Here is a 25,217-nt window from a genome sequence, read left to right as displayed (position 1 = left end):
CTTATCCTTCACCCAGATAGGCACGGATCACATCCGGGTTATTACGAATCTCAGCCGGCGTGCCCTGTGCCAGCGGCGTCCCCTGATTCACCACGTAGATGCGGTTTGAAATGCCCATCACCAGTTTCATATCGTGTTCAATCAGCAGGACGGAGACCTGATGGTTATCGCGCAGATCGACAATCAGGTCGTTCAGCTCGTCGGTTTCTTTCGGGTTCAGACCTGCGGCCGGTTCGTCCAGCATCAACAGCTCCGGACGCGTCACCATACAGCGGGCGATTTCCAACCGGCGCTGCTGCCCATAGGCCAGATTGCCAGCCTGACGGTTCGCCAGATCCAACAGCCCGACTCGCTCCAGCCAAGTGACGGCGCGCGCCTGCGCGTCCGCTTCCGCACGGCGAAAGGCAGGGGTTTTCAATAGTCCGGCGAAGACGCCGCTTTTCAGGTGCTGATGCTGAGCGACCAGCAGGTTTTCAATCACCGTCATCTCGCGGAACAAACGCACATGCTGGAACGTGCGCACGACGCCCATTCGGGCGATCTGCTGTCCTGGCAGCGATTCGAGATGCTGATCGCGTAACAGAATCGTGCCGCCGGTCGGGCGATAAAATCCGGTCAGGCAGTTAAAAATGGTGGTCTTGCCTGCGCCGTTCGGACCAATTAACGAGACGATTTCACCGGCATGCAGATCCAGCTCAACATTGTTGACGGCCAGCAGACCGCCGAAACGCATCATCAGGCCCCGTACCGATAATAATGGCTGCGTACTCATGCCTGTCCTTCCTTATCCTCAACCTTCAGCTTCATCTGCGGCCGTTTCATCGGCAACAGTCCCTGCGGACGCCAGATCATCATCAGCACCATCAGGCGCCCAGCAACAGCATGCTGTACTCGTTGAGATCGCGCATCAGCTCACGGGAAACCACCAGCAGCACCGCTGCCAGAATAACCGCGAACTGCGACCCCATACCGCCCAGCACGACGATAGCCAGCACGAAGGCGGACTCGGCGAAGGTAAACGACTCGGGGCTGATAAATCCCTGACGGGCGGCAAACAGCGTGCCGGCAAAGCCCGCAAACGCGGCGCTGATGGTAAAGGCCGTCAGTTTGATTTTGGTCGGGCTGAGGCCCAGAGAGCGGCAGGCGATTTCATCTTCCCGCAGCGCTTCCCATGCACGGCCCAGCGGCATACGCAACAGGCGGTTGATGATGAACAGCGTCAGTACCACCAGCAGTAACGCGACCAGATACAGGAAGATAATGCGGTCGCCGGGATCGTAAGCAAGCCCGAAGAAATGATGGAACGTATCCCATCCGCCCTCACGCGGCGTGCGGCTGAACTCCAGCCCAAACAGCGTTGGCTTGGGAATTTGGCTGATGCCGTTCGGGCCGCCGGTCCACGCGGTGTTGTTAAGCAGAAGGATACGGACAATTTCGCCGAATCCCAGCGTCACGATCGCCAGATAATCGCCGCGCAGCCTGAGCACCGGGAATCCCAGCAGAAAGCCGGACAGCGCCGCCGTCAGCCCCGCCAGCGGCAGAGACTGCCAGAAACCAAGCCCGTAGTAGTTGCTCAGCAACGCATAGGTATAAGCGCCAATCGCATAGAAGCCGCTGTAGCCCAGAACCAGCAGACCGGACAGGCCCACCACCACGTTCAGACCCAAACCCAGCATGATATAAATCAGCGTCAGCGTGGCGATGTCGACCGTGCCGCGGGACACGATAAACGGCCAGGCCACCGCAGCGGCAATCAGCAGCAGCGCCAGCAGTTTCTGCCGAGGCGTACTGCCGTCAAAGCTCGGCAGCACCAGACCTTTACCGGAAAATTGCTGCGCGCCCCGCGCCAGCAGAGGACGCAGCAGTTGGAACAGAAAAACCACGACACAGCCTGCGGCGATCCAGTACCAGCGCACTTTATCCGCGCCATGAACCACCAGCTTCGTGCCATCCAGGCTCAACTGCATTCCCATCATGAATGAGGCCAGCACCAGCAGGACAAACGCCGAGAAGAAGGCGTTGAAGACGTTATGCTGTTTCATACCTTCTCTACCTCCGGACGGCCCAGAATACCGGTAGGCATCACCAGCAGCACGACAATCAACAGGGCGAACGACACCACGTCTTTGTATTCCGTGCTCAGATAAGCGGAGGTCAGCGCTTCTGCAATACCCAGAATCAGGCCGCCGATCATCGCGCCGGGGATGCTGCCGATACCGCCCAGCACCGCGGCGGTAAACGCCTTCATACCCGCCATGAAGCCGATGTAGGGGTTAATAACGCCGTAAAATTGTCCTAGCAGGACGCCGGCGACCGCGGCCATCGCCGCGCCGATCACAAACGTCAGCGAGATTACCCGATCCGTACTGATACCCAGCAGGCTAGCCATTTTCAAATCTTCCGCACAGGCGCGGCAGGCGCGGCCCATACGCGAATAGCGAATAAACAGCGTCAGCGCCAGCATGGTCAGGAAGGTGACCACCCAGATGGTCAACTGCATCGTACTGAGGGTAGCGGCAAAACCGTTACTTTCGCCCAATATCCACTGACCGTGGATCAGGCTAGGCAGTGCCACGTCGCGCGATCCCTGAGTCAGGCTGACGTAGTTTTGCAGGAAAATAGACATCCCAATGGCGGAAATCAGCGCAATCAGACGTTTGGAGCTGCGCACCGGCTTGTAGGCCACGCGCTCAATGCTCCAGCCATACGCGCTGGAAATCACGACCGCCGCGACAAAGGCGACGCTGATCAGCAGCCAGCCGGTGTCGATACCCATCATCATCAGGGCGGCAATCACGATAAAGGAGACATAGCTACCGATCATATACACTTCGCCGTGGGCGAAGTTAATCATGCCGATAATGCCGTAAACCATGGTGTAACCAATGGCGATCAGCGCATAGGTGCTGCCCAACGTCAAACCGTTGGACATCTGCTGAATGAAATAGAGGAACTGCTCGGACATACCTTAAACCTTTGACGTTGCCCCGCCGTCAGGAGACGGAAGGACAACGGTATTCAGGGAGTAATACGGATTCAGTCAATCACTTCACGGAGGAGGAAGTACCGTCTGCGTGCCACTCAAATACACCAAACTCAAACCCTTTCAGGTCACCTTTTTCATCCCAGCTCAACGGGCCCATCACCGTTTCCACCGGCTTGGCCTTCAGATCGGCGGCCAGTTTGGCGGGTTCCATGCTGCCGGAACGCTGCATGGCCGTGGTCAGAGACTGCAACGCGGCATATGTCGTCCATACGAACGGGCCTGACGGGTCGAGATTCTTCGCTTTCAGCGACGCCACGACGGATTGGTTCGCCGGCACCTGATCGTAGCGTTTCGGCAGAGTGACCAGCATGCCTTCTGAGGCATCGCCCGCAATATTGGACAGCGAGGAGTTACCCACGCCTTCCGGCCCCATGAACTTAGCTTTCAGACCCGCTTGACGCGCCTGGCGCAGGATCTGCCCCATTTCCGGGTAGTAGCCGCCGAAGTAAACAAAATCGACGTTCTCTTTCTTCAAACGCGCGACCAGCGTAGAGAAATCTTTATCTCCGGCGGTCACGCCTTCAAACAGGACGACGTTGCCATTGCTCTTTTTCAGGTTGTCCTGAACGGCGCGCGCCAGACCTTCACCGTACTGCTGTTTGTCATGCACGACGGCGATACGCTGCGGCTTCACGGTTTCAAGAATGTATTTGGCGGCGGTCGGGCCCTGATCGGAATCCAGCCCGGTAGTGCGCAGGATCAGCTCATAACCCCGGGTCGTCAGGTTGGCGTTGGTAGCGGCGGGCGTAATCATGATCACGCCTTCATCTTCATAGATATCCGACGCGGGCTGGGTGGAGGAAGAGCATAAATGACCAATGACATAGTGGATGCCGTCATTAATCACTTTGTTGGCGACGGCGACCGCTTGTTTCGGGTCGCAGGCGTCATCATATTCAACACCGACCAGCTTATTGCCGTTGACGCCGCCCTTGGCGTTGATATCCGCGATGGCCTGACGAGCGCCGTTAAATTCCATATCGCCATACTGTGCGACCGGGCCAGACATTGCCCCAACGACGGCCACTTTGATATCCGCCGCGTTAACAGCGTGACCCAACGTCATCGCCATACATCCCATCAGCAACATTTTGCCTTTGCTTAATTTCATCCCGTTTTACCCCATTCTAATTTTCATTTATTGCGATCATTTTTGGCGCTAACCGTGACTACCCACGCTTTTTTTATAAGTAATAACAAGTTAGGCTTAATATTTGGCAATAGTTAGCAATAAGATTTTATTTTTCATGCCATTAAACAGGAATTTTATGCTACATAGCAACTCGCACACGCAGTAAGTCACGGTGTAAACAGCATAAAATTTTAGTCTTAATCCCCAGGGTTTGCTTCATATCTAGTCAGTTATGCTAACCGACATATAGAAAGGTAATTAATAACTCGAAAAATGACCAAAGTGAAAAACATTGCCCTGTAAACTGTACATAAAAAATGACACAACCTTTCTGGCGTCTACTCACTACAATCGTCTTCGCCATCAATCGGAGCACATCGCATGAAACTGACCGTGGAATGCCTGACTTCTTTTACCGACCAGGACAAGCTGGATCTAAGCCCGCTATGGCCACATCAAAACTTCACGCAGTTGGAGCAGAGCCTGAACCCTGACCACCAGCTGTTCGCCGCGCGGTTCAACGATCGCCTGCTCGGGGCCGTCATCGTGGAAATTAAACAGGACAGCGCCAAACTCTGCGATCTGCAAATAAGGGATGTCACGCGTCGGCGAGGAGTGGGGAAATATTTAGTCGAAGAAGTGCTGCGGGCGCTGCCGCACGTCAAAGAGTGGTGGCTGGATGCAGCCGATCATGCCTTGGTCAGTGAAAGCGTGATGGATGCGTTTATGCGATCCTGCGGGTTTGATCCGGTATCCGGCGGTTGGAAATACAGCCGGTAATTCAGCGGGGCCGTTCTGAGTTATCAGCCTTTACCTGGTATGAAAACAGCAACGGCCAAGACAAGCCCGGCCGTTGCTTTCGGCGATGTTCAGTCGTGAGCCTGTTTAGGCTTCTATCGCCGTGCGCAGTTTTTTCATGGCGTTCTTTTCCAACTGACGTACACGCTCGGCGGATACGCCATAGCGATCGGCCAGTTCCTGCAGGGTGGACTTATTATCGTCGTCCAGCCAACGGGCGCGGATAATATGCTGGCTACGTTCGTCCAGACCTTCCATCGCATGGGCCAGTTTATCGGCCGCATGGCTTTCCCAGTTGTCTTCCTCGATGCCATCGGCAAAGTCGGACGTTTTGTCCTGCAGGTACAGCATGGGCGCCATGCCGTGTCCCGGCTGCGCGTCATCTTCCGGCGCCGGATCGAAAGTCATGTCCTGCGCCGCCATGCGGGATTCCATCTCGAGCACGTCTTTGCTGGTCACCCCCAGCTCGCGCGCGACCAGCTCGACTTCATCCTGATTGAACCAGCCCAAACGCTGCTTGGTTTTACGCAGGTTAAAGAACAGCTTACGCTGAGCCTTGGTCGTAGCGACCTTGACGATGCGCCAGTTGCGCAGCACGTATTCGTGGATTTCCGCCTTGATCCAGTGGACGGCAAAAGACACCAGTCGCACGCCGACATCAGGGTTGAACCGACGCACGGCTTTCATCAGGCCGATATTGCCTTCCTGGATCAAATCCGCTTGCGGCAGACCATAGCCGGAATAGTTGCGGGCTACGTGAACGACAAAGCGCAGGTGTGACAGGATCAGCTGCTTAGCCGCATCCAGGTCGCCCTCAAAATGCAGCCGTTCAGCCAGTGCCCGTTCTTCCTCCGCCGTCAGCATCGGATAGGCATTGGCGGCACGAATATACCCTTCCAGACTGCCCTGGGGAACTAAGGTGAAAGTTTGCATATCTTTGGTCATTCAACCCTCTCATGGTTTGTTTATGTCGTCGGACATGACAAGCAATGTCTAACCCACATCAACGTTCAAATCTAGAATTCGCTCATTATTAGAGCGTGACTTATCTCACAAGTTCACACAATTTTATCCATCTTCTTTTACATATCAAGACGGCTGTGCAGTAAGAATAAATCAGGAGAAAAAGTGTTTACGGAAGCGGTTTTTTTCATACTCTTCCCTTGACATTTAATCCCTTTTACAAGGGAAGAGTATATCAGAAAACCCTTACTCCGGTGTAAAGCGGCGTAAATGTTGGACCGTCGCCAGCCACGCGGCCAGCCAGCCAATCATTGCGGCGACCAGCAGCAGCAGCAGGCCTTCATCCCAGCCCATTCCTTTCACCGCGAACGTCGTGCCGAAGACGGCGGCGACCTGCGCGGTAGCCGCAGAGAGCTTCCACACCAGCGCCTGAGACAAGATCAGCGACAACACCGCGCCGCACAGACCCAGGAGCGCCCCGCCGTTCAGGAACGGCCGCAGAATGAAGCCATCGGTCGCGCCAATCAGCTTCATGACGTTGATGGTATCTCTACGGCTGAAAATGCTCAGACGAATGCTGTTGCCGATCACCAGGAACACCGCCACGATCATCAGCACGCCGATCGTAAAGGCGATTTGCCCGACGAGTCCGGTCATCGCCACCAGACGCGAATACCAGCTGTCGTCCATTCGCACTTCATCGACGCCTTCAACGGCGGTAATGCGGTCCCGCAGGGACGTCATCGTCTCCGCGCTCTGGAACGTCATTTTGGGCGTCACAATGGCCACGGCCGGCAACGGATTTTCTTCCAGCATATCCAACGCGCCGCCAAAACCGGACCAGTTGCGGAACTCGCCCATCGCCTCGTTACGCGACAGATAGTTGACCTTATCGACCCCGTCCGTCGCCTGAATTTTAGCGATCACGCCCTCCGCCGCTTTATCGTCCAGCGACTTATCCAGATAGATGGTCAGCTGAGGAGTGGGATACCACTGCGTCGCGGCCTGACTGACGTTTTTCCACACCAGATAACAGATGCTCGGCAGCGTCAGGGAAATCGCGATGACCATAATGGTCAACAGCGTCGCCAGCGGCTGGCGCAGCATATCCCGCAGCGTGTTCCCCCAGGCGTAGCGCCATTGCTCCTGCCAGCCGCCTTTCAGCGCGCGGGCCTTACTGACGGGACGTTTGTGTTTCTCTTTTCTGCGAACCTGATGATTAGCCATTGACGTTATCTCCCAGCATATGACCTTGAGACAGCGTCAAAACCCGGTAACGGCGGCTGGCGATCAGCCCCGTATCATGGGTTGCCATCAGCACCGTAACGCCGACGCGGTTAAATTCTTCGAACAGACGCAGGATATCTTCGGACAATTCGTCGTCGAGGTTGCCCGTCGGTTCATCAGCCAGCAGCACCACGGGCTTGTTCACCACCGCGCGGGCAATGCCCACACGCTGTTGTTCACCCCCGGAGAGCTGAATGGGGTAGCTGCGCGCTTTATCCAGCAGCCCCACTTTGTCCAGCGCCGCCGACACGCGACGCCGAATATCTTCCACCGATGCGCCGGCAATGATGAGCGGCATTGCCACGTTTTCATAAACGGAGCGATCCATTAGCAGGTGGTGATCCTGAAAAATCATACCGACCTGACGGCGCAGGAAGGGGATTTCGCTCTTCTTCAACCGGCTGATGTCATGGCCGCCAAACAGGATCTGTCCCGCGCTCGGTCGTTCTATCCCGCAAATCAACTTCAGCAGGGTGCTTTTCCCTGCGCCGGAGTGGCCGGTCAGAAAGACCATCTCCGCGGGTCGGACATGAAAATCAACGCCTTGCAATGCCTGGCGACCGCCACGATACGCCTTACTGACCTGCTCGAAACGAATCATCCGTCTTAGTCCTCACGGGCAAAAAGTGCCTCAATAAAATCGTCAGCCTTGAATGGCCTTAAATCCTCGATGCGCTCCCCTACCCCGATGTAGCGGATAGGAATACCGAACTGATCGGCGATGGCGAAAATCACGCCGCCTTTGGCCGTTCCGTCCAGTTTGGTGAGGGCGATACCGCTCAGCCTACCGCCTCGTTAAACAGTTTAGCCTGACTCACCGCATTCTGGCCGGTGCTGGCGTCCAGCGTCAGCATCACTTCATGCGGGGCCTGCTCGTCCAGTTTCTTCATGACGCGGACGATTTTTTTCAACTCTTCCATCAGATGGGATTTATTCTGCAGACGGCCCGCCGTATCGGCGATCAGCACATCCACGCCGCGCGCTTTCGCCGCCTGAATCGCGTCAAAGATAACGGAAGCGGAGTCCGCACCGGTATGCTGCGCCACGACCGGCACGTTGTTGCGCTCGCCCCAGACCTGCAGCTGTTCTACCGCCGCCGCGCGGAAGGTATCCCCCGCGGCCAGCATCACTGACTTGCCCTGAGCCTGATATTGGCGCGCCATTTTGCCGATGGTGGTGGTTTTACCCACGCCGTTCACGCCGACCATCAGAATCACGAAAGGCGTTTTGCCTTCGATATTCAGCGGCTCATCGACTTTTTCCAGAATGGCGGCCATCTCTTCTTTCAACAGCGCCATCAATGCTTCGGCGTCTTTGAGCTGCTTGCGGCTGGCGTGTTCCGTCAGGCTGGCGATGATCTTGCGGGTGGTATCCATCCCCACATCCGCGATCAGCAGTTGTTCTTCGAGCTCTTCGAACAGATCGTCGTCAATTTTCTTACCGCGGAACAATGAGACAAATCCAGAACCCAAATTCTGCCGGGTTTTCACCAGGCTGCGCTTGAGGCGGCTAAAAAAACCTTCTTTGGTAGGACGTTCCTGCTCCTGAGGCAACGCTGACGGCGTTAACGCCGTTTCGTCGACGGCCTCTGCGGGTTCGTCTTCCGGCACTTCAGCCTGCGCAACGACGACCGCTTGCGGTTCCTCTTCGACGACGTCAGGCTCCAGCTCCTCTAACGGCGCGTCTTCCACGTCCTGACGAGCCGTTTCCAGTGCCTCTTCCTGCAACAGAATCTCTTCCGGCGATGCGGTTTGCACCGGACTGTCCGATGCTTCGACGGCTTGCGGCGCCGTTTCTTCCACGGTGGCGGTGACCGGCTCATCAGCCGTTTTGTCGACCACATCCGCCTCTTCCGGCATCTCGCCGAGCGGCGTGTTATCCGCCACCTCGGCGGTTTCTTCGCGCTCAACGGGCGCTGGCGCGTCATCATCCGGGTTCAACGGCTGGCGTTCAGCCTCTTGGGGTGCCGAGGCTTCAGTAGAGACGATCTGCGCATCCGGATCTGAGTGCGCCATCTCGCCTGATTCAGGTTGTGTCTGCGATTGCTCAGTCTTTTCTTCTTCCTGACGTCCCAATCCCAGCCAGGAAAAAAATCCGCGCTTCTTCTGTTTAGCCATCTTGTAATTGCGCTCCTCGCCATCCAGTGCAGATGATGAATAATTATGAAGTCGATAAAGAGCAGAGTTTAACACTTTCCCGACCGCAGCAACACGCGGCGTACGGCCCTGAACGCAGACAATCTGCGTAACCAAGTGTTTCAATATACAAGGAGAAAAATGCCGGGAGACGGAAGTTGCGACGCCCTTCAATAGGCGAATATCTTTGCATTTCCTCGATGGCCCGGCCCCGTTAGAATAGCGCTACTTTCAACCCTATACGGTTGCGACCGGTAACGAACCTCAGTGAATGGCAGGCTAATGGCAAAACAACACGCGACATCCGCACCCGGACAAATTCGAATCATCGGCGGCCAGTGGCGCGGCAGAAAACTTCCCGTTCCCCATAGCCCCGGCCTGCGCCCCACCACCGATCGCGTGCGGGAAACGCTGTTTAACTGGCTGGCGCCGGTGATCCAGCAGGCACGCTGTCTGGACTGCTTTGCGGGCAGCGGCGCGTTGGCGCTGGAAGCGCTGTCGCGGTACGCCGCTCACGCCACGCTGTTGGAGGCAGAACGCGGCATTGCGCGTCAGCTCAGCCAAAATCTGTCGCTGCTCCGGGCGGAAAACGCCAGCGTGATCCATACTGATGCGCTGCAGTGGCTGGCTCAGCCAGGAGAGGCCTTTGACGTGGTCTTTCTCGATCCACCGTTTCGACAGGGATTGTTGAACAACACGGTCAACCTACTGGAAACACAAGGTTGGCTGGCGGACGACGCCTGGATCTATATTGAAACAGAGGCGGAAAACCGCACCCTGAACCTTCCGGCCAACTGGCAGCTGCACCGTGAAAAAGTCGCAGGCCAGGTCGCCTATCGGCTTTACGCGCGCGGCTGACAGACCGGCAACCTCAGAGGACACTATGATAATTTGGATTAATCTCGGACGATTACTGATGCTGGGCGTATGGGGCTTTCTGATCATGAACCTGATTCAGCCATTTCCGCGACCGTTAAACATCTTCATGACGGTAGCAATGGTGTTCATGGTACTGATGCACGGCATGCAGTATCTGCTGCTGAAGGCCAGCCAGCCAAAAGATGCCCCGCCCATCAGCGGGATGACGCAACTGCGGATCTTTCTGTTCGGGGTATTCGAGCTGATGGCGTGGCAGCGTCATCAGCCGCAGAACAGCAAACCGAAAAAGCGCTAGGCGCAAGGGCATCCGCACATGCAAGGCGGATGCCTGACCACCGGGATTAGGGCTTCTTGCCGGGCAGGTAAGGGAAATGGGTCACATTGTCGCCGAGCTCAGCAATCCGTGAACTGCCGCGCTCGCGCTCTTTCACCGAATCAATGCGAATCACCGCCTGCAGCGGAATATAGCTGCGGTCAACGCCGGCAAATTCGGTCTTCAGTTTTTCCGTACTCGGATCGACCAACAGCTCCGACGGGCTTTCAAACACGAAGTCGGCGATTTCGATAAAGCCGAACAGCGCGCTCTGCGCCAATTCTCGGACATAGAGCTGATAGTTCTTACCGTTGTTCATAAATTGAATGCGGTAGAGTGCGGATTCATTACTCATTCAACAACATTCTCCCTTTCGAGCGATTAACCATAACGTAGTGCCACCTATTCGGCGCTACCTTAGCATGATGCCCTACCCCCCGCATCCGCCATCCCGCCGTTGTCTGGCTTAGGGTCGATCACCTACACTGAAAGAGCAATCATTGTGCAGATTCATACCAGAAGCCGGGTTTCGCCTCGGCGCACTCGCACTTCTGGCCGTCTGAATTTCCCACATTTAAGGACGTTCTATGCTTTGGTCATTTATTGCCGTTCTTTTCTCCGGCTGGCTGTATGTCGATGCCAGCTATCGCGGTCCCACCTGGCAGCGCTGGCTGTTTAAGCCCCTCACCTTACTCTTGCTGATCGCGCTGGCCTGGCAGGCGCCGATACTGAACGTTCCGGCTTACCTCATCGTTCTGGGCCTGCTGGTGACACTCGCCGGCGATGCGCTGTTGCTGCTGCCCGCACAGAGAATGTTGTACGCCATCGGCGCTTACTTCGTCGCCCATCTGCTCTACACCATCAGCTTCCTGTCCACCCAGATGACGCTGAATTTGTTCTGGCCGCTGCCGCTGCTGCTGCTGCTCGCCATCGTGTCGGCGTTGCTGGTTGCGATGCTGTGGACCCGACTGGACACGCTGCGTCTGCCGGTATGCGCATTTATCGCCATGACCGCCATCATGGTGTGGGTGGCGGGCGGCCCCTATTTTGCCGCAAGCACCGACTACAACCTGTCGCTGCTGGTCGGCGCGGCCCTGCTCTTTATCGGGCATGCATCCTGGCTGATTTATCACTTCCGCTTTAAATTTCCGGCTCATCAGGTGATTTTGGCCATCTGCTATTTCGGCGGCCATTTCCTGATTGTCCGTTCCATCTATGCCTGAGTGTCAAACGGAGCGTGAGCAGAAGCGGGTTATTTGCCCGCTTTACGCAAGAGATAGCGATAGGGCAAAGCATCCGTCGTCTGACCGAGCAGCTCGTGCTCCATAAACACGCAGAAACCGGGAATATCGCGCGTCGTCGCGGGGTCATCGGCAAGAATCAGCAGCGTCTCTCCCGCGGCCATTTCGCGAACCGTTTTGCGCACCAGCATTACAGGTTCCGGACAGCGTAGTCCTAGCGTGTCGAGGGTTCGGTCGGCGTGGGCAAAAATATCGGTCATGGCGAGTCTCAAAAGGGGTTGTCGATGGATAGCGGCCTTAGTTTACGCTGCGAATTTCAGGGCGCAAGCCGCGAAAAACCCCCATGTTCAAAGAAAACGGAAATGGGTATGATGCCGTTTTATTGACGTCCTGCGCCAAGCAGAACGTTGTCACTGGGTTCCCTCACCCCATAAACCCAAAAAGGTCGCGACATGTTTGACTTTACGCCGCAGCAGCGGCTGACAGCATTGTGCTGGCTCACGCTGTTCCACATCCTGATTATCACCTCCAGTAACTACTTAGTGCAGCTGCCGGTTTCCATCTTCGGCTTTCACACCACCTGGGGCGCTTTCACCTTCCCGTTTATTTTTCTGGCGACGGACCTGACGGTGCGGATTTTCGGCGCGCCGCTGGCACGACGCATTATTCTGCTGGTGATGATCCCGGCGCTGGCGATTTCCTATCTGGTTTCCGCGCTATTTTATGACGGCAGCTGGCAGGGCTTAGCCTCGCTGAGTCAAATCAATATCGTGGTCGCCCGCATCGCCTGCGCCAGCTTTATGGCTTACGTACTGGGACAAATTCTGGACGTCCACGTCTTTAACCGCCTGCGGCAGCGCAGCGCCTGGTGGGTCGCGCCCTCGGCGTCCACCGTACTCGGCAACCTCTGCGACACGCTGGCGTTCTTCTTTATCGCGTTCTATCGCAGCCCGGACCCGTTCATGTCCACGCACTGGGTGGAGATCGCATTGGTGGATTACACCTTCAAGATCCTGATTTGCGGCATTCTGTTCCTGCCGATGTACGGCATCATGCTGAACATGCTGCTCAAACGTTTGAGCGAACGGACGCCACAGACGGCATAACACCAGATTGTCCCGAAAGGGGCCGACAGACAGGCTTTGTGACAACAAAACGCTTGTTTTTACTGCCTGAATCAGGTGGCATAGCCGCATTGATGTTTTCTGGTTAAGGAAAGAGCCGCTATGTCGAAAGTAGTCAAATTTATCGGAATCGGATTGCTGGCCGCGACGCTAGCCGCCTGCGATGGCAAAAACGATGAGACGTCTTCCACCGCCGATACGGCGGCGCAGGCTCAGAGCAGCCAGACGATCTCGTTGCTCTCCGGCAAGCTAACGTTCACTCTGCCCGCTGATCTGAGCGATCAGAGCGGCAAGCTGGGCAATCAGGCCAATAACATGCACGTGTATGCCAACAAAAGCGGGCAGAAAGCCGTCATCGTGATTCTGGGCGACAGCACCACCGAAGATCTGCCGGTACTGAGCCAGCGTTTGGAAGATCAGCAGCGTACCCGTGACGCCAATCTGCAGGTCGTCACCAATAAAACCATTGATGTCGACGGCCATAAGCTGCAGCAGTTGGACAGCATCATCTCCAGCAGCGGTCAGAAAGCCTATTCCTCTGTCGTTCTGGGTATCGTCGGCGACCATCTGATGACGCTGCAAATTACCCTCCCGGCAGACAATCAGCAGCAGGCGCAGACCGATGCGGAAAATATTATCCGTACGCTGAAACTCAACTGAGTCTGATCGTTCAGGGCCTCATACCGGCCCTGAACGGCCTTTCCAACAATGACGAACACGCCCTGTTTCGCCGTTTATTCCTGACCCAAGCCCGCACAACACGGTTATTACGAATATGTCGGTTATAATCAATAGGATGGATAACTGCGCGTAAGAGGTTTCTTTACATGCCCGTAACACCTGAACGGCCCTCCGACAACACATCGGCCCAGACCCCTTCCCCAGAAGACGCTTCGTCTTCGGCGAAGAAAACCCCTATCGCCCGGCTGACCCGCTGGGGTAAATGGATTCAGTCTTTACCCTACGTCGCGCACTTTATTCGTGCCGTCGAACGGTTCAATGACCGCATGGGCAGCCAGTTCGGGGCGGCTATCACCTACTTTTCCTTTTTGTCGCTGATCCCCATACTGATGGTCTCTTTCGCCACGGTCGGGTTCGTGCTGGCCTCAAACCCCGATCTACTCACAGAGCTCATCAGCCGCATCGTCAACAGCATCAGCGATCCCAATCTCGCTAATACGCTGAAAAACACCGTGAATACGGCAATACAGCAGCGTACTACCGTGGGTCTGACCGGTCTGCTGATCGCGCTGTACTCCGGGGTGAACTGGATCGGCAACCTGCGAAACGCCATCCGTGCGCAGTTCCGAACGAAATGGGAACGCAATCCGCATGATGAAGAGAAAATCTATTTTCAGTATCTGTGGGATTTCCTGTCGCTGCTGGGGCTGTTGATCGCGCTGGCGTTCACGCTGTTCCTGACTTCCGTCGCCGGTACGGCGCAGAACAGAATTGTGATAGCGCTGGGACTGGAAGGGATTGAGTGGCTGCGGCCCGCCATGACGTTAATTGCAATTTCGATTTCTATCTTTGCCAACTATCTGTTATTTCTTTGGATTCTTGGCGTTCTGCCGCGCCGCAAGCCCAATCGAAAAGCGCTGTTGCGAGGAACCTTGCTGGCTGCCGTTGGCTTTGAAATATTGAAATTCATTATGACCGTCGTGCTGCCCAAACTGGCGTCTTCGCCCTCCGGCGCCGCCTTTGGCTCGGTGATCGGCCTGATGACTTTTTTCTATTTCTTCGCCCAGCTGACGCTCTTTTGCGCCGCGTGGATTGCCACCGCCAAGCCCAAACGTCACAACATATCTGAGGACACAGCCGAACCGCCGGCTGCATCTTAATCATGATCGGCGGCTTAGCCGATCATGTCACCCAGACAGGAGAAACATATGCCGGTTGTTACCGTACGCATCCTCAAAGAGGACACCACCGCAGAGCAAAAAGCGCAGGTCATCAGTGGCATCACGCAGGTACTGGAGAACACGCTGGGAAAGGATCCGGCCAAAATCATCGTGATGATTGATGAAGTGGAGGCCGATAATCTGGGTGTCGGCGGCCAGAGCATAAGCGAACGACGCAAGTCGTCCTGACCCGTCGGAAGCGGCGTTGACACGTAAAACGCCGTTCCCTTTCTGATGACGGACCGCACGGCGGTCCGTGTTTTAACCCTCGACCGAGCAACGATGAAGAGCGCCAACACGCTGACAAATCCAGCGCGCCGACCTCTGGCGACGTCGGGCTAGGGCGTTGCAGGCGCGGTTTCATCCACCGCGGGCGCTGCGCTATCAGCCGGTTTCATCATTCCGTTATACATATCCAGAAGCTCTTTCAGGTTGGCCTCGGGTTCGCCCGGCTGCTGTTGCAGCAATAGCGTCGCATTTTGCGCCAGCTGCAGGCGCAGAGACTGATTAAGAGACTCCAGCGTCACCGTAGAGAGATAGCGTTTACGCAGCTGCTGATACTGCTCCGGCGCGATATCCACGACGCCGCTTCGCTGCGAGCGCAGCCGCTGTTCCATCAAAATCTGGGTGCCGGTACGCGCATAGGTCGCGAAAAGCTTGCCCAGCTCGTCATTTTTACGCGCCACCAGCGCATCGAATTCGCCCTGCGTCAGGCCCTTGTCCTGCAGTTCGCTGAGCACGTTGCCCACCAGCGTGACGCCCTCGACCAGTTGCTCGCTGTTCAGGTTGTCCATATGCAGAGAGCACTGGGCTCGCCCGTACAACACGTTGCAGTCGAAGCGCACGCTGGCCTCTTTCAGCGCGCTTTTCTCCAGCGCCTGCTGTACGCGCTGGAACATCGCCTCCCGCGCTAGGTCACGTTGCCAATAGCGGGCCAGTGCATTTGAATCTCGAATTGGCTGCCAGACCGTATCCCACACCAGCGCGATGGAGTCAGGTTTGCCTGCCGTGCCGATCAGTCGGGCCGGTTCCGCGGGCAGCGGAGACAATACCGGCATCGGTGCGGGCGTCGCGCGCTTGCCTTCCAGCGGCGCGAAAACCTTTCGAATCTGGTCGACAATGGCGCGGTGGTCTACGTTACCGACGACATAGAGCGTCATCGCATCCGGCGTGTACCACGCCTTGTAGAACGCCTGCAACGCATCGGCCGTCAGCGGCGTTTTGACCGGCTCTCCCGGATTGTGCGCCAGCAGAATAGAATCTTGCAGGCGATATCGCCAGGCGGGATCTTGCGGATTAGACGGCAGGGTAGCGACGCCGTCTCCCATTTGCAGAGCCGACACCATACTTTGCTCGTCGAAGGACAACCCGCCTGCGGTTTCCGCCAACCAGCTCAACGCCGCTTTCAGCAGCTCCGGTCGGTTATTCGGCAGGCTCAAATTGTAGGAAGTGAAATCGTACGAAACGACAACCGGCGACGGCTTCTCATCGTTGGGAGAGGACGCCCACAATGCCGCCAGTTGGCCCGGCGCAAACGACGCATTAGGCATCATCGCCAGGCGGGGAATGACGTGAGAAAATCCGATTTGCTGTGTGTTTTCGCTTAACGATCCCGTATTCACCACCAGACGAAGTTCGAGGTGGTCGTTGGGACGCTGAGGGGTGGTCAGAAGCTGCCAGTTAAAGCCGTTATCCAGCTTACCCTGCTGCCAGGCGGGATCGGGCTGTAGCTCTTCCGCCAACGCAAAACGGCTAACGGCCGCCAGTAAAACGCCACCTAATAAAAGACTGATTTTGGTTCCCTGCATGTGAACCCCTGCTTTTTTATCACTATCTGAAGACGTGCATTTTATGGATTACGGTGACGGTTCTGCGGTCACCACACTGTGTACTCACCTCACAAAAAACAGAACCGCAGTGTACCATTCGGTTAGACCACGCGCTTTCGTCGATGTCACTCAATAGGGCGAAATATACCTAAAAAAGTGAAAAATGCTGGATGTTGACGTCTCAGATAAACAGCGGCCCACAGCGTTGAAATCCGCTGCGGGCCGAGGGCAGAAAGGCAATAACGTCAGGAAATACGCGGGGAAGAAGGCTCCGACTTGGCAGGTTTTTTGTTATCCAGCACCTCATTCAGCTGCTTTTCATCCAACTGACCGACCCACTTGGCGACGAAGATTGTCGCGACGCCGTTACCCACCAGATTGGTCAGCGCGCGGGCTTCCGACATAAAGCGGTCGATCCCCAAAATCAGCGCCAACCCGGCCAGCGGTAAATGGCCTACGGCGGAGATGGTCGCAGCCAACACGATAAACCCACTGCCGGTGACCCCCGCCGCCCCTTTCGAAGACAGCAGCAACACCACCAGCAACGTCACCTGATGCCAGATATCCATGTGGCTATTGGTGGCCTGCGCAATAAATACCGCCGCCATCGTCAGGTAGATCGAAGTGCCGTCGAGATTGAAGGAGTATCCGGTCGGGATCACCAGCCCCACGACCGATTTCTTACAGCCCGCCTTCTCCATTTTTTCCAACATCCTCGGCAAAACCGACTCGGAAGAAGATGTCCCCAGGACAATCAGCAGCTCTTCCTTGATGTAGCGAATGAACTTAAAGATGCTGAAGCCGGTGGCGCGGGCGATAGACCCCAGCACTAGAATGACAAACAACAGACAGGTGACGTAGAAGCAGACCAGCAACTGGCCCAACTGCACCAGCGAGCCGACGCCGTATTTACCGATCGTAAACGCCATTGCCCCGAACGCGCCCAGCGGTGCAAGACGCATGATCATATTGATAATGCCGAAAATGACTTTGGAAAAGCTTTCGATCACATCAAAAACGATTTTCCCTTTCGCGCCTAAGCGGTGCAGCGCGAAGCCAAACATCACCGCAAACAGCAGTACCTGCAGGATATTGCCGCTGGCGAACGCGCCGATCACGCTGGCGGGAATGATGTCCAACAAGAATGGAATGACGCCCTGTTCCGCGGCCTGGCTGGCGTAATTAGACACCAGAGCCGCATCCAGCGTGCTGGGATCGACGTTCATCCCCGCGCCCGGCTGCATCAGGTTGACGACAACCAGCCCGATTAACAGCGCTACGGTACTCACCACTTCGAAATACAGCAGGGCGACGGCGCCGGTCCGCCCGACCGCTTTCATACTTTCCATACCGGCGATGCCCGTCACAACCGTACAGAAGATAACAGGCGCGATGATCATCTTAATTAATTTAACGAAACCATCACCAAACGGTTTCATTTGCTCGCCGATGGATGGATAAAAATGTCCCAGCAGTACCCCGATAGTAATCGCCACAATCACTTGAAAATACAAACTTTTGAAGATTGATGTTTTCATCATTATGTCCTTGGGTAGGAGTGCACACGTGGACGAGAAACGGCATAACACAGCCACCTGTGATTGCGCAGAAAAGTAACATTGCATTAACAGTTCGAATATCTTTTATAACTTAAGTTTGTGACTTAAAGGCGAGAGTTAGGAGCTGAATCGCATCAATGGGTTATGAATAAAAAATAGTGCAGAAACAGCCCGATAACAATGTCAGCGGGGGAAAGGACGGAGAGCGATCTAACACTCTGTTATTTATTAAATAATTTAAATAAGAGCATTGTCGCCCACGGGCAGAAAGGCGACGTCGTTGTTAAGAGTGGGGAGCGAGCTGGGAGGCGACGAGGGAGAGAGCGGCATCGCCACCCGCGCCGCGCGCCTGCTCCATCGCCAGACGGGCCTGCGCCAGCCATTGCCCGGCGGCGTTGGGCTGCATGAACGCCGCCTCGTCGGGCACCGCCAGCAAACCGATACTGACATTCACGCCCGCGAGCAATCCTCCTTCACGCAGAAGCGCGAGGGTTTGATGTCCCCACGCCTGCGCAAGATCGGGTGTCGCCGGCACCGCGCCCAACACGGCATATTCGTCGTTATCCAGACGCGCCAGCAGACTGGAATCGCCGATAACAGTACGCAGCGCCGCAAGCATTGGCGGCAGAGTGTCGCTTCCACGGACCGCTTCTCCTTCCAGCCCCACCACGCACAGACAGAACGGTTCCCTTTGGCGAGATAAAGCGTTAATGAGCGTCGCTTTGTCCGTCAGCGCCTCATCACCCGCACGGCGGTGCGACTTCCACCGCCGCAAATTACGGTTGTAGCTGCGCACCAACATACCCAGTTCGTCGTCGCTATGCCGCTCCGGCAGCGTCAGCGGACAGTCGGGCAAAGACTCGGCGGGAACATCCTGCAACTCTTTGATGATTAAACGAAGCGGGTTGACGACGCGGTGTTTCACACACCAGGTGATGCCTACCGAGAGGATCAGCGCCAGCAACAGATAGGTCACCAGCAGGGTCGAAAACGTGCTGACGATAAATTGGAACATCCGGTACGAGTCCGCCTGCAACACCAGATGCGCCAGCGGCGTAGAGCCCGGCACCTGCGGCAGGGAATATAAAGGAATCGAGACTTCAATGGGCAGATTAAACGTCCGCGCTATCCAACGCGGTAAGGGCCGTTCGGACGGAAAGTTGGCATGCAGCGTATGCAGCTCGCCCGGGAGCACCAGATAGGCCCGGCTCAGAAAGCCGACTGGCAATAAGTTGTTGAGCAGGCCGTCGGCCTCGACCACATCGCCCTGTAAGACGGCATTGGTCAGGGGAGTTCGCACGGAGTAGGCAATGTGTTCCAGCTGACGCACGTAATCATCCCGTCGCTGATGCACGAAATGGAACAGCTGGATCACGATAAACAGGCAGACGGCGGTGACCGACACTGCCGAAATCACCGTCATCTGTTTGATAGTTAGTGAACGACGAACGTGCAAACCTATTCTCCCAAAACCCCGACGCACGGGGAAAAACAGCCGTACAGTATATCTCGAGCGCCAAGTTTATAGGATGCAAAGGGAAGTCGGTTAAAAGGTTTAAGGATTTTTCTGAGGAAAGTCTTTCTGTCAGTGGCCGAACATCAGAAAAAGGGCGCTCTTATTAGTCTTAAGCAGGCGCAACCGGAATACGGCGGCGCCTGATGAGGTTAACGCGCGTCGGCGGTGACCCGCGCCAGATTGGCCAGAAGATGCAGACTGGCGGAGTAGTAGTCTTCATCAGGGCTGATGGCGTCAGTCACCTGCTGGACGTCGCCCATCGTCAAATCCCGTACCGCCAGCAGGCCGCCGCTCATCATGTACGGCGCGGTGTGGTTATTCAACACGTCCACCCAGGCGGGCGTTCGAAGACGCGGAAAACCATGCCAGTACAGGCGGAACGCGCTAAGCTCCGCGCTCTCACGGTCGTACCAGTAAACGTACAGTGGAATGCGGATGGCGTCGTAGCTGAAGCGCGACGGCCAGTTCATCGCCGGGGCCATAGAACCATCGGCGTTCAGCGCCACCCAGTCCGACGGCAGATTGGTATCCCCGAACCGCGTTTTACTCAGCAACAGCATCCCGTCTTCAATCAGCTGATGCCACACCGGCAGATGGCTGCGTTTAGAAAAATCTTCCCAAGCGGGGAAGATAAAATAAGAAGGATTGAGGACAAGGTAGGTGCTTTTGTTGAAACCATTCGCGCCCGGCAACATCACCGTATGCCCGGCGTAACGGGTCACATTGTGCGCGATGATGTCTTTTTGCAGGCTGTCGGACGCCTGTAAATACTGCTCGTTGCGCCACTTCTCACCGGCCTTCAACAAAGCCCAGGCAATCATGACGTCGCCGTCGGAAGCATTATTTTTGTCGGCCACCGGGTCGGCCGCTTTCGGGGTATAGCGCCAGTAGAACAGACCGTTCTGTTTGTTTTTGAGATGGGACTGCGTCCATGACCACAGCTGGTCGAAGGTGTTCCGGTCATCATAATGTACCGCCAGCAACATGGCGAAACCTTGCCCTTCCGTATGGCTGACGTTGTTATTGCCGGTATCCTGAATTCGCCCATCCACCGTTAAAAAACGGCTTTTGTAGCTATCCCATCCCTGATCTGCCGCTATCGCACTCGTGCTGCATAACGCCATGAGCAAGACCATAGTCCAGTGCCGCAATGGCTTTATCATGCTTTCCCCTCTAGTTATTTTGATAACGAAATCGCAGCGCCGTCTCATCGTCGGTCGCTTCACCGACCAGCGGCACATGAGCGCCGCCGCCCTGCTCTTTCAACCAGTGCGCATACAGCCCCTGCAACACCGCTTTGATCGCCATCAGCCAGCGCGCTTTGCTCAACGCGCTGTCACCGGCAGGCAGAGCCAGGTGGAGAATGTCCAGCGACGCGTCGCCCGGCAGCAGTTCGACATAGCCCCAATCAAACGTGGCCAGCACCGCATTCATCTCCCGCTCCAGGTCAGCCACGGTCAATGCCGCCGACAGGGGATAACGCTTCGCAAGCGCCTCGCCCATTTGCTGGAGAAAAGCCTGACCTTCGCTTTCACCGACGTTGTTCATCATATTCTCAATGATGATCCCGAGAAGATCAAACCAGCCCGGCGGGCACTGCTGCTGGCGATAGTACTGCAAGGTCGTTTGATGATATTCACTCATGCTTATTCACCTCCAAGCATATAGCGGAAATAGAGTTGCGCGCTGCTTTCGTTATAGTCACCGAAGGTGTCGTAACCGAGCTGACCGCCGATGGTGACGTTGCGATTGACCTTATAGTCAGCCCCGGCGTGCAGGTTGTAGCCGATACCGTTTTTACTGGTGCCGGGATAATAGGCTTCTTGCGTCAGGCCGCTGGCGGCGGCCCTTTCCAACGCATTCTGTAATAACGGGTCGTTGGGGTAGTAGGCGCTGCGATCCTGCGAGTAGGACTGATAGCCCAAAGCGCCGCCGATCTTCACGCTCAGATCGTCGTATTTCTGGGTGTAATCGATGGGGAAAGAAACCGAGACGAAGTTCTGCGGACTGAAATAACCGCCCTGCCCGTAGCTGTAGTAGCTCAGGTTACGGGAGAAATCCATCCACGACATGCTGATGCCGGTCTTCAGCTCACGCTCGCTATCGTGATAGGGACGCACATAAGCCCCGGCATTCGCCACCAGACTTTTGTTGCTCTTCACGTTCTCGCCCAAATAGCTGTAGGCGCCTGCGCCGCCATAGAAACCGGCGTCGCCGTCGTCATAGCTCAGCAGCGCCGTTCCGCCGTTCTTGGTCACTCGGCCCCACTTCTCGCCGCTATAGGCGTCGCGCGCGCCGACGTAGGAAAGCAGGCTGTCGGTGACCGCCCGACGCTCGCCGGTCAGCACCAGCGTCAGGAAGTCGGTCAGTTTCGGCGACCACTGAACGCCCCCCACCAGCGTGCTGAGATCCTGCCCCAGCGGGGTCGAACCGATATCCACCTTGTATTGTTTACCGGTCAACGCCAGATTGAGCTCTACGCCGGTGGCGTTCTGCGCACCGGGAGAGTCCGCCGTGATCTCGTCAAGGTTGATGGTTCCTGAGGAAGAGGCTTTGAGTGCTCTGTCAGCGCTATCGGCCTGCTGAAGCGCCCCCTGACCGAAGCGACGGCTGGAAGTGTCTTCGGCGCTTCCCGCGCTCAGCGTCACGGGCGTCACGGTAAAGTTGAATCGATCCTCGCCCAACGGCGCGCTGGACCACGTCAACGGTGCTTTCGCCTCGGTCAACTTGCTAAGGCCGGACTCGCCGTCCCGACCACGCACCTGCACCCCGGTCTGAACCCAGGTGCCGGTGTCACTCTCCAGCGTATCCATCATCTGGTTAATCTGGCGGAAAGTGCCGTTCTGCGCAGAGGCCGTCGTGCCCCCCGACGTTCCGTCGAGGCGCTGCCCCCCAACCGCGCGATAGTCGGCGGTTTCGTCACGTTGCTGCCACGGCATCGCGCTGCCGTAGGTCGACGGCGAACGACGCGTGCTTTCCGTCGTCCGGTTGATGAACGGATTATCCGCCAGCGCCAGTCCGCCAATCACCGGCAGGCTGCCGGACTCCGCGCCCTGCAGCCCAATCATTTTCCCACGGGCCGTACGCAGATAGGCTATTGCCTGCGCTTTGTTCCCTTCCGCGTCAGCCACACGCGCCAGCAGCAGCAGGCGTTCGGGCGTCTGTTTGTCGCTCAGGCCGGCGGCCAGCGTGCTGGCTTTCGAGACGTCGTTCTGCGCCAATGCCACGTCGATAGCGCCGACGCGCGCATCTTGCGTCGGGGTATCGCGCGTCATCAGATAGTCGTAGACCGTCGCCGCTTCCTGATTCATTTTGCCGGACTGATAGAGTCGCGCCATCGCCAGCATCAAATCGGTATTCTGCGGATCGTGCTGCAACGCGCCGATCAGTTTGTCGTAAGCGGCCGCATACTGCCGGGCCTCGCGCAGGCGATCCGCCTCCTGGATCACGCCGCCGTTACGCACGGCGGCCAACTGTTCCGGCGTGCTGCGAGCCAGCATATCGGGATTGCTCAGCCACGACTGCGCTTCCTGACCCAGACCAGCCTGATTCAGGACGGCGACCTGCGCCGCGTAGTCGCCCGCATTGCCTTGAATACCACGCTGCATGTTATTGCGCACGACGCCGACGGCACCGGCGGTATCGCCCGCCGCCGCCAACGCTTGCGCCAGCTGTCCGGCATCCTGCGGATCGGCGGGAGGATTCACCGCCAGCGCCTTCAGGGTGTTGGCCGCCGCCACATTAGCGCCGGTTTTCAGATAATCTCGCGCCGTCACCATTTGCAGATTGAAGTTGGCCCGTCGTGCCAGCGCACGCATATTCGGTGTTTGCTGGCGCTCGGGTACGCGAGCCAACAGCGCCCCGGTTTGCTGCCAGGCGCCGTTTTGACTGGCGAAAAGCGCGCCAGCGAACAGCTGCTCGGGCTAGCGCCGGGACGGTACAGCGGCTGCATCACATCAGCGGCCGTCGTCATGTCCCCTTGCTGTTTGTAAGCGCGCGCCAGGTCGTATCTCACCCAGCCATCGGCGGGCCAGCGCTGTATCGCCTGCTGCAAAATCGCGATAGCCTGCGCCGAGCGCCCCGCGGCCAGCTCGCGCTCTGCGGCGCGCCTCATCGACGCGCTGCCTTCGACCACCGCTACGCGCGGCGCCAGACGTTGGCGTAGGCTATCCGGCAATTCCGCCAGCAGCGCGTCAGCTTCCGTACTGCGATTCTGCTGGTGCAGCACATAGTACAACCCTTCTTTTGCTGCGTTGTTATCCGCATCCAGCGTCAGCACATCGCGATAACTCTGCTCCGCCTGCGTCAGCTGACTGCTGCGACGTTGCACATCGGCCCGAAAGAGACGAACGGCGATGCCGCGTTCTCCGCTTGCCTGCATCAGCGGTTCGCTAAGCGTCAGCGCCTGCGCGGCATTGCCCGCTTTCATCGCCTGCTGCGCCATACTCAATTGCGCGTAAAAACGGGCATCCTCCGCCTGCTGTCGGCGTTCGACGCTGTTTTCTCCGCCCTGCTTCGCCGCCTGCTCCAGATAGTTGGCGGCGCTGGCGTAGTCGCCTCGACGCTGGGCGATATAGCCGAGACCGGCCAGCGCATCCGCATCCTGCGGCGAGGTCTGAAGCACCTGTTCAAACGCCTGCTGCGCACCGTCCGCATCGCCGCTGTTCAGTTCGGCGAAGCCTTTTCCTTTCGCCGCGCCGCCAACGTTGGTGCGATAGTGCGCCATCACCGCATTATCCTGCGGGTGACGCTGCTGGTAGTTGCCATACAGCGCCGCGTCCTCCGGCTGAGGACTCATCCACAACAGGGCCTGGCGCATAGCGCCGTCCGCGTCGGGGTTGCCGGAGGCCATGGCATCCAGCAACTGTAGTCCTTCGCGCCGGGTGGATTCCTGATAGGTCAGCGCCTTCCCCAGCGCCAGCCGGGCCTGAATATCCTGCGGATTCACCGCCGCGAACTGACGTAGACCGTCCAACGCCTGCGGCCACAGCGTGCGATCGCCCGCCATCGTCAGATAATACTCGACCGCCACATTGGCCGGCGGCTGCCCGCCGTCGAACAGGTTGCGCCAGGTTTGCAGCGAAGCGGCGATGTTGCCGCTACGGGCCTGCTGGCGAGCCAGCGCCAGCTGAGCGGGCAGAATATTCTGCCAGCGCCGGGAGCTGTCCAGCTCCTGCAACCGAGGATCTTGCGGCGAAATGCTCGCCAGACGCGTACGCCACTTCGTGGCCTCGGCGTTGTCGCCGCGCTGTTGAGAGTAAAGCGCCATCAGGTAAATCGCGCGGGTGTTTTCGGCGTCGACCGCCAGCACCTTCTGCAAGGCGCCTTTAGCCAAATCGTCGTGGGCGCGTTGATGCCAATATTCCGCCTGATCGAATAACGCCTGAAACGCCGGGTTAGTGTTGTCCGCCGCCTGCGTCGGCGCGGACAGCGCCGCCGCCCCAATCAGGCACAGTGACCGAAGCATTCTGGCTGTCAGTGTGTTCTTTTTCAT

The 25,217-nt window shown here is 57.1% G+C and carries 21 protein-coding genes and 3 pseudogenes; 8 read left to right on the top strand and 16 right to left on the bottom strand.

The window, feature by feature from the left end; genetic code table 11:
• Position 1: 1 nt before the first annotated feature.
• The 4 genes and pseudogenes from livG to AU509_RS14725 all read right to left on the bottom strand — a co-directional run bounded on the left by livG (position 2) and on the right by AU509_RS14725 (position 4,157).
• Positions 2-772: a high-affinity branched-chain amino acid ABC transporter ATP-binding protein LivG gene (livG, locus tag AU509_RS14740; RefSeq protein ID WP_085652314.1), complete on the bottom strand. Its 771-nt coding sequence runs from the start codon at positions 770-772 to the stop codon at positions 2-4.
• Positions 769-2,042 (bottom strand): annotated as a pseudogene (locus tag AU509_RS14735) (high-affinity branched-chain amino acid ABC transporter permease LivM). Before AU509_RS14735 ends, livG begins: the two are co-directional and overlap by 4 nt.
• The gene (gene livH / locus AU509_RS14730; RefSeq protein WP_085652316.1) at positions 2,039-2,965 is read right to left on the bottom strand and encodes a high-affinity branched-chain amino acid ABC transporter permease LivH; all 927 of its coding nucleotides are present in this window, start codon (positions 2,963-2,965) and stop codon (positions 2,039-2,041) included. Before livH ends, AU509_RS14735 begins: the two are co-directional and overlap by 4 nt.
• 79 nt (positions 2,966-3,044) lie before the next feature.
• Positions 3,045-4,157, bottom strand: a complete 1,113-nt coding sequence (locus tag AU509_RS14725) for a branched-chain amino acid ABC transporter substrate-binding protein (protein WP_085652317.1) — start codon at positions 4,155-4,157, stop codon at positions 3,045-3,047.
• Positions 4,158-4,559: 402 nt separating this feature from the next.
• Between AU509_RS14725 and panM the strand changes: the two genes are divergently transcribed.
• Complete coding sequence (gene panM / locus AU509_RS14720) at positions 4,560-4,958, top strand: aspartate 1-decarboxylase autocleavage activator PanM (protein WP_085652318.1); 399 nt, start codon at positions 4,560-4,562, stop codon at positions 4,956-4,958.
• A 105-nt stretch (positions 4,959-5,063) separates the two neighbouring features.
• Here the strand turns inward: panM and rpoH are convergent, their stop codons facing one another.
• The 4 genes and pseudogenes from rpoH to ftsY all read right to left on the bottom strand — a co-directional run bounded on the left by rpoH (position 5,064) and on the right by ftsY (position 9,343).
• Entirely contained in the window at positions 5,064-5,921 is an 858-nt protein-coding gene (rpoH, locus tag AU509_RS14715; RefSeq protein ID WP_085652319.1) for an RNA polymerase sigma factor RpoH, read from the bottom strand.
• A 264-nt stretch (positions 5,922-6,185) separates the two neighbouring features.
• Positions 6,186-7,166 (bottom strand): permease-like cell division protein FtsX, encoded by a 981-nt coding sequence (gene ftsX / locus AU509_RS14710; RefSeq protein ID WP_094118698.1) that lies wholly within the window; start codon positions 7,164-7,166, stop codon positions 6,186-6,188.
• Positions 7,159-7,827 (bottom strand): cell division ATP-binding protein FtsE, encoded by a 669-nt coding sequence (gene ftsE / locus AU509_RS14705; RefSeq protein WP_085652321.1) that lies wholly within the window; start codon positions 7,825-7,827, stop codon positions 7,159-7,161. The genes ftsX and ftsE overlap by 8 nt, the downstream gene beginning before the upstream one ends.
• Before the next feature lie 5 nt (positions 7,828-7,832).
• Positions 7,833-9,343, bottom strand: a pseudogene (gene ftsY, locus AU509_RS14700) (signal recognition particle-docking protein FtsY).
• A gap of 300 nt (positions 9,344-9,643) precedes the next feature.
• On the opposite strand from ftsY, the gene rsmD reads away from it, so the two are divergent.
• Both rsmD and AU509_RS14690 read left to right on the top strand, forming a co-directional pair.
• Entirely contained in the window at positions 9,644-10,219 is a 576-nt protein-coding gene (gene rsmD, locus AU509_RS14695; RefSeq protein ID WP_094118697.1) for a 16S rRNA (guanine(966)-N(2))-methyltransferase, read from the top strand.
• 31 nt (positions 10,220-10,250) lie between these two features.
• The gene (locus AU509_RS14690) at positions 10,251-10,535 is read left to right on the top strand and encodes a DUF1145 family protein (RefSeq protein ID WP_176223486.1); all 285 of its coding nucleotides are present in this window, start codon (positions 10,251-10,253) and stop codon (positions 10,533-10,535) included.
• 46 nt (positions 10,536-10,581) lie between these two features.
• On the opposite strand, the gene AU509_RS14685 is transcribed toward AU509_RS14690, so the two are convergent.
• Positions 10,582-10,908, bottom strand: coding sequence for a DUF1820 family protein (locus AU509_RS14685; protein WP_094118696.1), 327 nt, complete (start codon positions 10,906-10,908; stop codon positions 10,582-10,584).
• Positions 10,909-11,140: 232 nt separating this feature from the next.
• Between AU509_RS14685 and AU509_RS14680 the strand changes: the two genes are divergently transcribed.
• On the top strand, positions 11,141-11,776 hold the full coding sequence (locus AU509_RS14680) for a lysoplasmalogenase (RefSeq protein WP_094118695.1): 636 nt from the start codon (positions 11,141-11,143) through the stop codon (positions 11,774-11,776).
• A 29-nt stretch (positions 11,777-11,805) separates the two neighbouring features.
• Here AU509_RS14680 and tusA read toward each other — a convergent pair whose 3' ends face one another.
• Positions 11,806-12,054, bottom strand: a complete 249-nt coding sequence (gene tusA, locus AU509_RS14675; RefSeq protein ID WP_085652326.1) for a sulfurtransferase TusA — start codon at positions 12,052-12,054, stop codon at positions 11,806-11,808.
• Between the two features lie 192 nt (positions 12,055-12,246).
• Between tusA and AU509_RS14670 the strand changes: the two genes are divergently transcribed.
• The 4 genes from AU509_RS14670 (at position 12,247) to AU509_RS14655 (ending at position 15,008) form a co-directional block, all read left to right on the top strand.
• Positions 12,247-12,900 carry a 7-cyano-7-deazaguanine/7-aminomethyl-7-deazaguanine transporter gene (locus AU509_RS14670; protein ID WP_085652327.1) on the top strand — a complete coding sequence of 218 codons (654 nt, stop codon included), beginning with the start codon at positions 12,247-12,249 and terminating at the stop codon, positions 12,898-12,900.
• Between the two features lie 120 nt (positions 12,901-13,020).
• Entirely contained in the window at positions 13,021-13,578 is a 558-nt protein-coding gene (locus AU509_RS14665) for a DcrB family lipoprotein (RefSeq protein WP_094118694.1), read from the top strand.
• 167 nt (positions 13,579-13,745) lie between these two features.
• Positions 13,746-14,759 carry an inner membrane protein YhjD gene (gene yhjD / locus AU509_RS14660; protein WP_085652329.1) on the top strand — a complete coding sequence of 338 codons (1,014 nt, stop codon included), beginning with the start codon at positions 13,746-13,748 and terminating at the stop codon, positions 14,757-14,759.
• A 48-nt stretch (positions 14,760-14,807) separates the two neighbouring features.
• Positions 14,808-15,008 carry a 2-hydroxymuconate tautomerase family protein gene (locus AU509_RS14655; protein WP_094118693.1) on the top strand — a complete coding sequence of 67 codons (201 nt, stop codon included), beginning with the start codon at positions 14,808-14,810 and terminating at the stop codon, positions 15,006-15,008.
• Positions 15,009-15,157: 149 nt separating this feature from the next.
• Here AU509_RS14655 and AU509_RS14650 read toward each other — a convergent pair whose 3' ends face one another.
• From AU509_RS14650 to AU509_RS14625, 6 genes and pseudogenes are all read right to left on the bottom strand, one after another.
• On the bottom strand, positions 15,158-16,627 hold the full coding sequence (locus AU509_RS14650) for a M16 family metallopeptidase (RefSeq protein ID WP_094118692.1): 1,470 nt from the start codon (positions 16,625-16,627) through the stop codon (positions 15,158-15,160).
• A 266-nt stretch (positions 16,628-16,893) separates the two neighbouring features.
• A complete protein-coding gene (locus tag AU509_RS14645; protein WP_085652332.1) occupies positions 16,894-18,186 on the bottom strand; it encodes a dicarboxylate/amino acid:cation symporter in 1,293 nt (430 codons plus the stop codon).
• A 304-nt stretch (positions 18,187-18,490) separates the two neighbouring features.
• A complete protein-coding gene (locus AU509_RS14640) occupies positions 18,491-19,612 on the bottom strand; it encodes an adenylate/guanylate cyclase domain-containing protein (protein WP_254901598.1) in 1,122 nt (373 codons plus the stop codon).
• Positions 19,613-19,872: 260 nt separating this feature from the next.
• Positions 19,873-20,886, bottom strand: coding sequence for a glycosyl hydrolase family 8 (locus AU509_RS14635; protein ID WP_244200996.1), 1,014 nt, complete (start codon positions 20,884-20,886; stop codon positions 19,873-19,875).
• A gap of 10 nt (positions 20,887-20,896) precedes the next feature.
• Complete coding sequence (bcsD, locus tag AU509_RS14630) at positions 20,897-21,367, bottom strand: cellulose biosynthesis protein BcsD (RefSeq protein WP_085652335.1); 471 nt, start codon at positions 21,365-21,367, stop codon at positions 20,897-20,899.
• A 2-nt stretch (positions 21,368-21,369) separates the two neighbouring features.
• Positions 21,370-25,217 (bottom strand): annotated as a pseudogene (locus AU509_RS14625) (cellulose synthase subunit BcsC-related outer membrane protein).

It is taken from the genome of Lonsdalea britannica (assembly GCF_002111595.1).
GTDB lineage: Bacteria > Pseudomonadota > Gammaproteobacteria > Enterobacterales > Enterobacteriaceae > Lonsdalea > Lonsdalea britannica.
The sequence above is the reverse complement of the archived record's forward strand: the minus strand, read 5'-3'. Positions and strand labels throughout refer to the sequence as shown.

Coding starts and splice junctions, on each gene's coding strand:
- AU509_RS14680 (WP_094118695.1), top strand. CDS start 11,141: ATGCTTTGGTCATTTATTGCCGTTCTTTTCTCCGGCTGGCTGTATGTC.
- AU509_RS14685 (WP_094118696.1), bottom strand. CDS start 10,908: ATGAGTAATGAATCCGCACTCTACCGCATTCAATTTATGAACAACGGT.
- AU509_RS14635 (WP_244200996.1), bottom strand. CDS start 20,886: ATGATAAAGCCATTGCGGCACTGGACTATGGTCTTGCTCATGGCGTTA.
- AU509_RS14645 (WP_085652332.1), bottom strand. CDS start 18,186: ATGAAAACATCAATCTTCAAAAGTTTGTATTTTCAAGTGATTGTGGCG.
- yhjD (WP_085652329.1), top strand. CDS start 13,746: ATGCCCGTAACACCTGAACGGCCCTCCGACAACACATCGGCCCAGACC.
- livG (WP_085652314.1), bottom strand. CDS start 772: ATGAGTACGCAGCCATTATTATCGGTACGGGGCCTGATGATGCGTTTC.
- rsmD (WP_094118697.1), top strand. CDS start 9,644: ATGGCAAAACAACACGCGACATCCGCACCCGGACAAATTCGAATCATC.
- panM (WP_085652318.1), top strand. CDS start 4,560: ATGAAACTGACCGTGGAATGCCTGACTTCTTTTACCGACCAGGACAAG.
- AU509_RS14665 (WP_094118694.1), top strand. CDS start 13,021: ATGTCGAAAGTAGTCAAATTTATCGGAATCGGATTGCTGGCCGCGACG.
- bcsD (WP_085652335.1), bottom strand. CDS start 21,367: ATGAGTGAATATCATCAAACGACCTTGCAGTACTATCGCCAGCAGCAG.
- AU509_RS14725 (WP_085652317.1), bottom strand. CDS start 4,157: ATGAAATTAAGCAAAGGCAAAATGTTGCTGATGGGATGTATGGCGATG.
- AU509_RS14670 (WP_085652327.1), top strand. CDS start 12,247: ATGTTTGACTTTACGCCGCAGCAGCGGCTGACAGCATTGTGCTGGCTC.
- AU509_RS14650 (WP_094118692.1), bottom strand. CDS start 16,627: ATGCAGGGAACCAAAATCAGTCTTTTATTAGGTGGCGTTTTACTGGCG.
- livH (WP_085652316.1), bottom strand. CDS start 2,965: ATGTCCGAGCAGTTCCTCTATTTCATTCAGCAGATGTCCAACGGTTTG.
- AU509_RS14655 (WP_094118693.1), top strand. CDS start 14,808: ATGCCGGTTGTTACCGTACGCATCCTCAAAGAGGACACCACCGCAGAG.
- tusA (WP_085652326.1), bottom strand. CDS start 12,054: ATGACCGATATTTTTGCCCACGCCGACCGAACCCTCGACACGCTAGGA.
- ftsX (WP_094118698.1), bottom strand. CDS start 7,166: ATGGCTAATCATCAGGTTCGCAGAAAAGAGAAACACAAACGTCCCGTC.
- ftsE (WP_085652321.1), bottom strand. CDS start 7,827: ATGATTCGTTTCGAGCAGGTCAGTAAGGCGTATCGTGGCGGTCGCCAG.
- rpoH (WP_085652319.1), bottom strand. CDS start 5,921: ATGACCAAAGATATGCAAACTTTCACCTTAGTTCCCCAGGGCAGTCTG.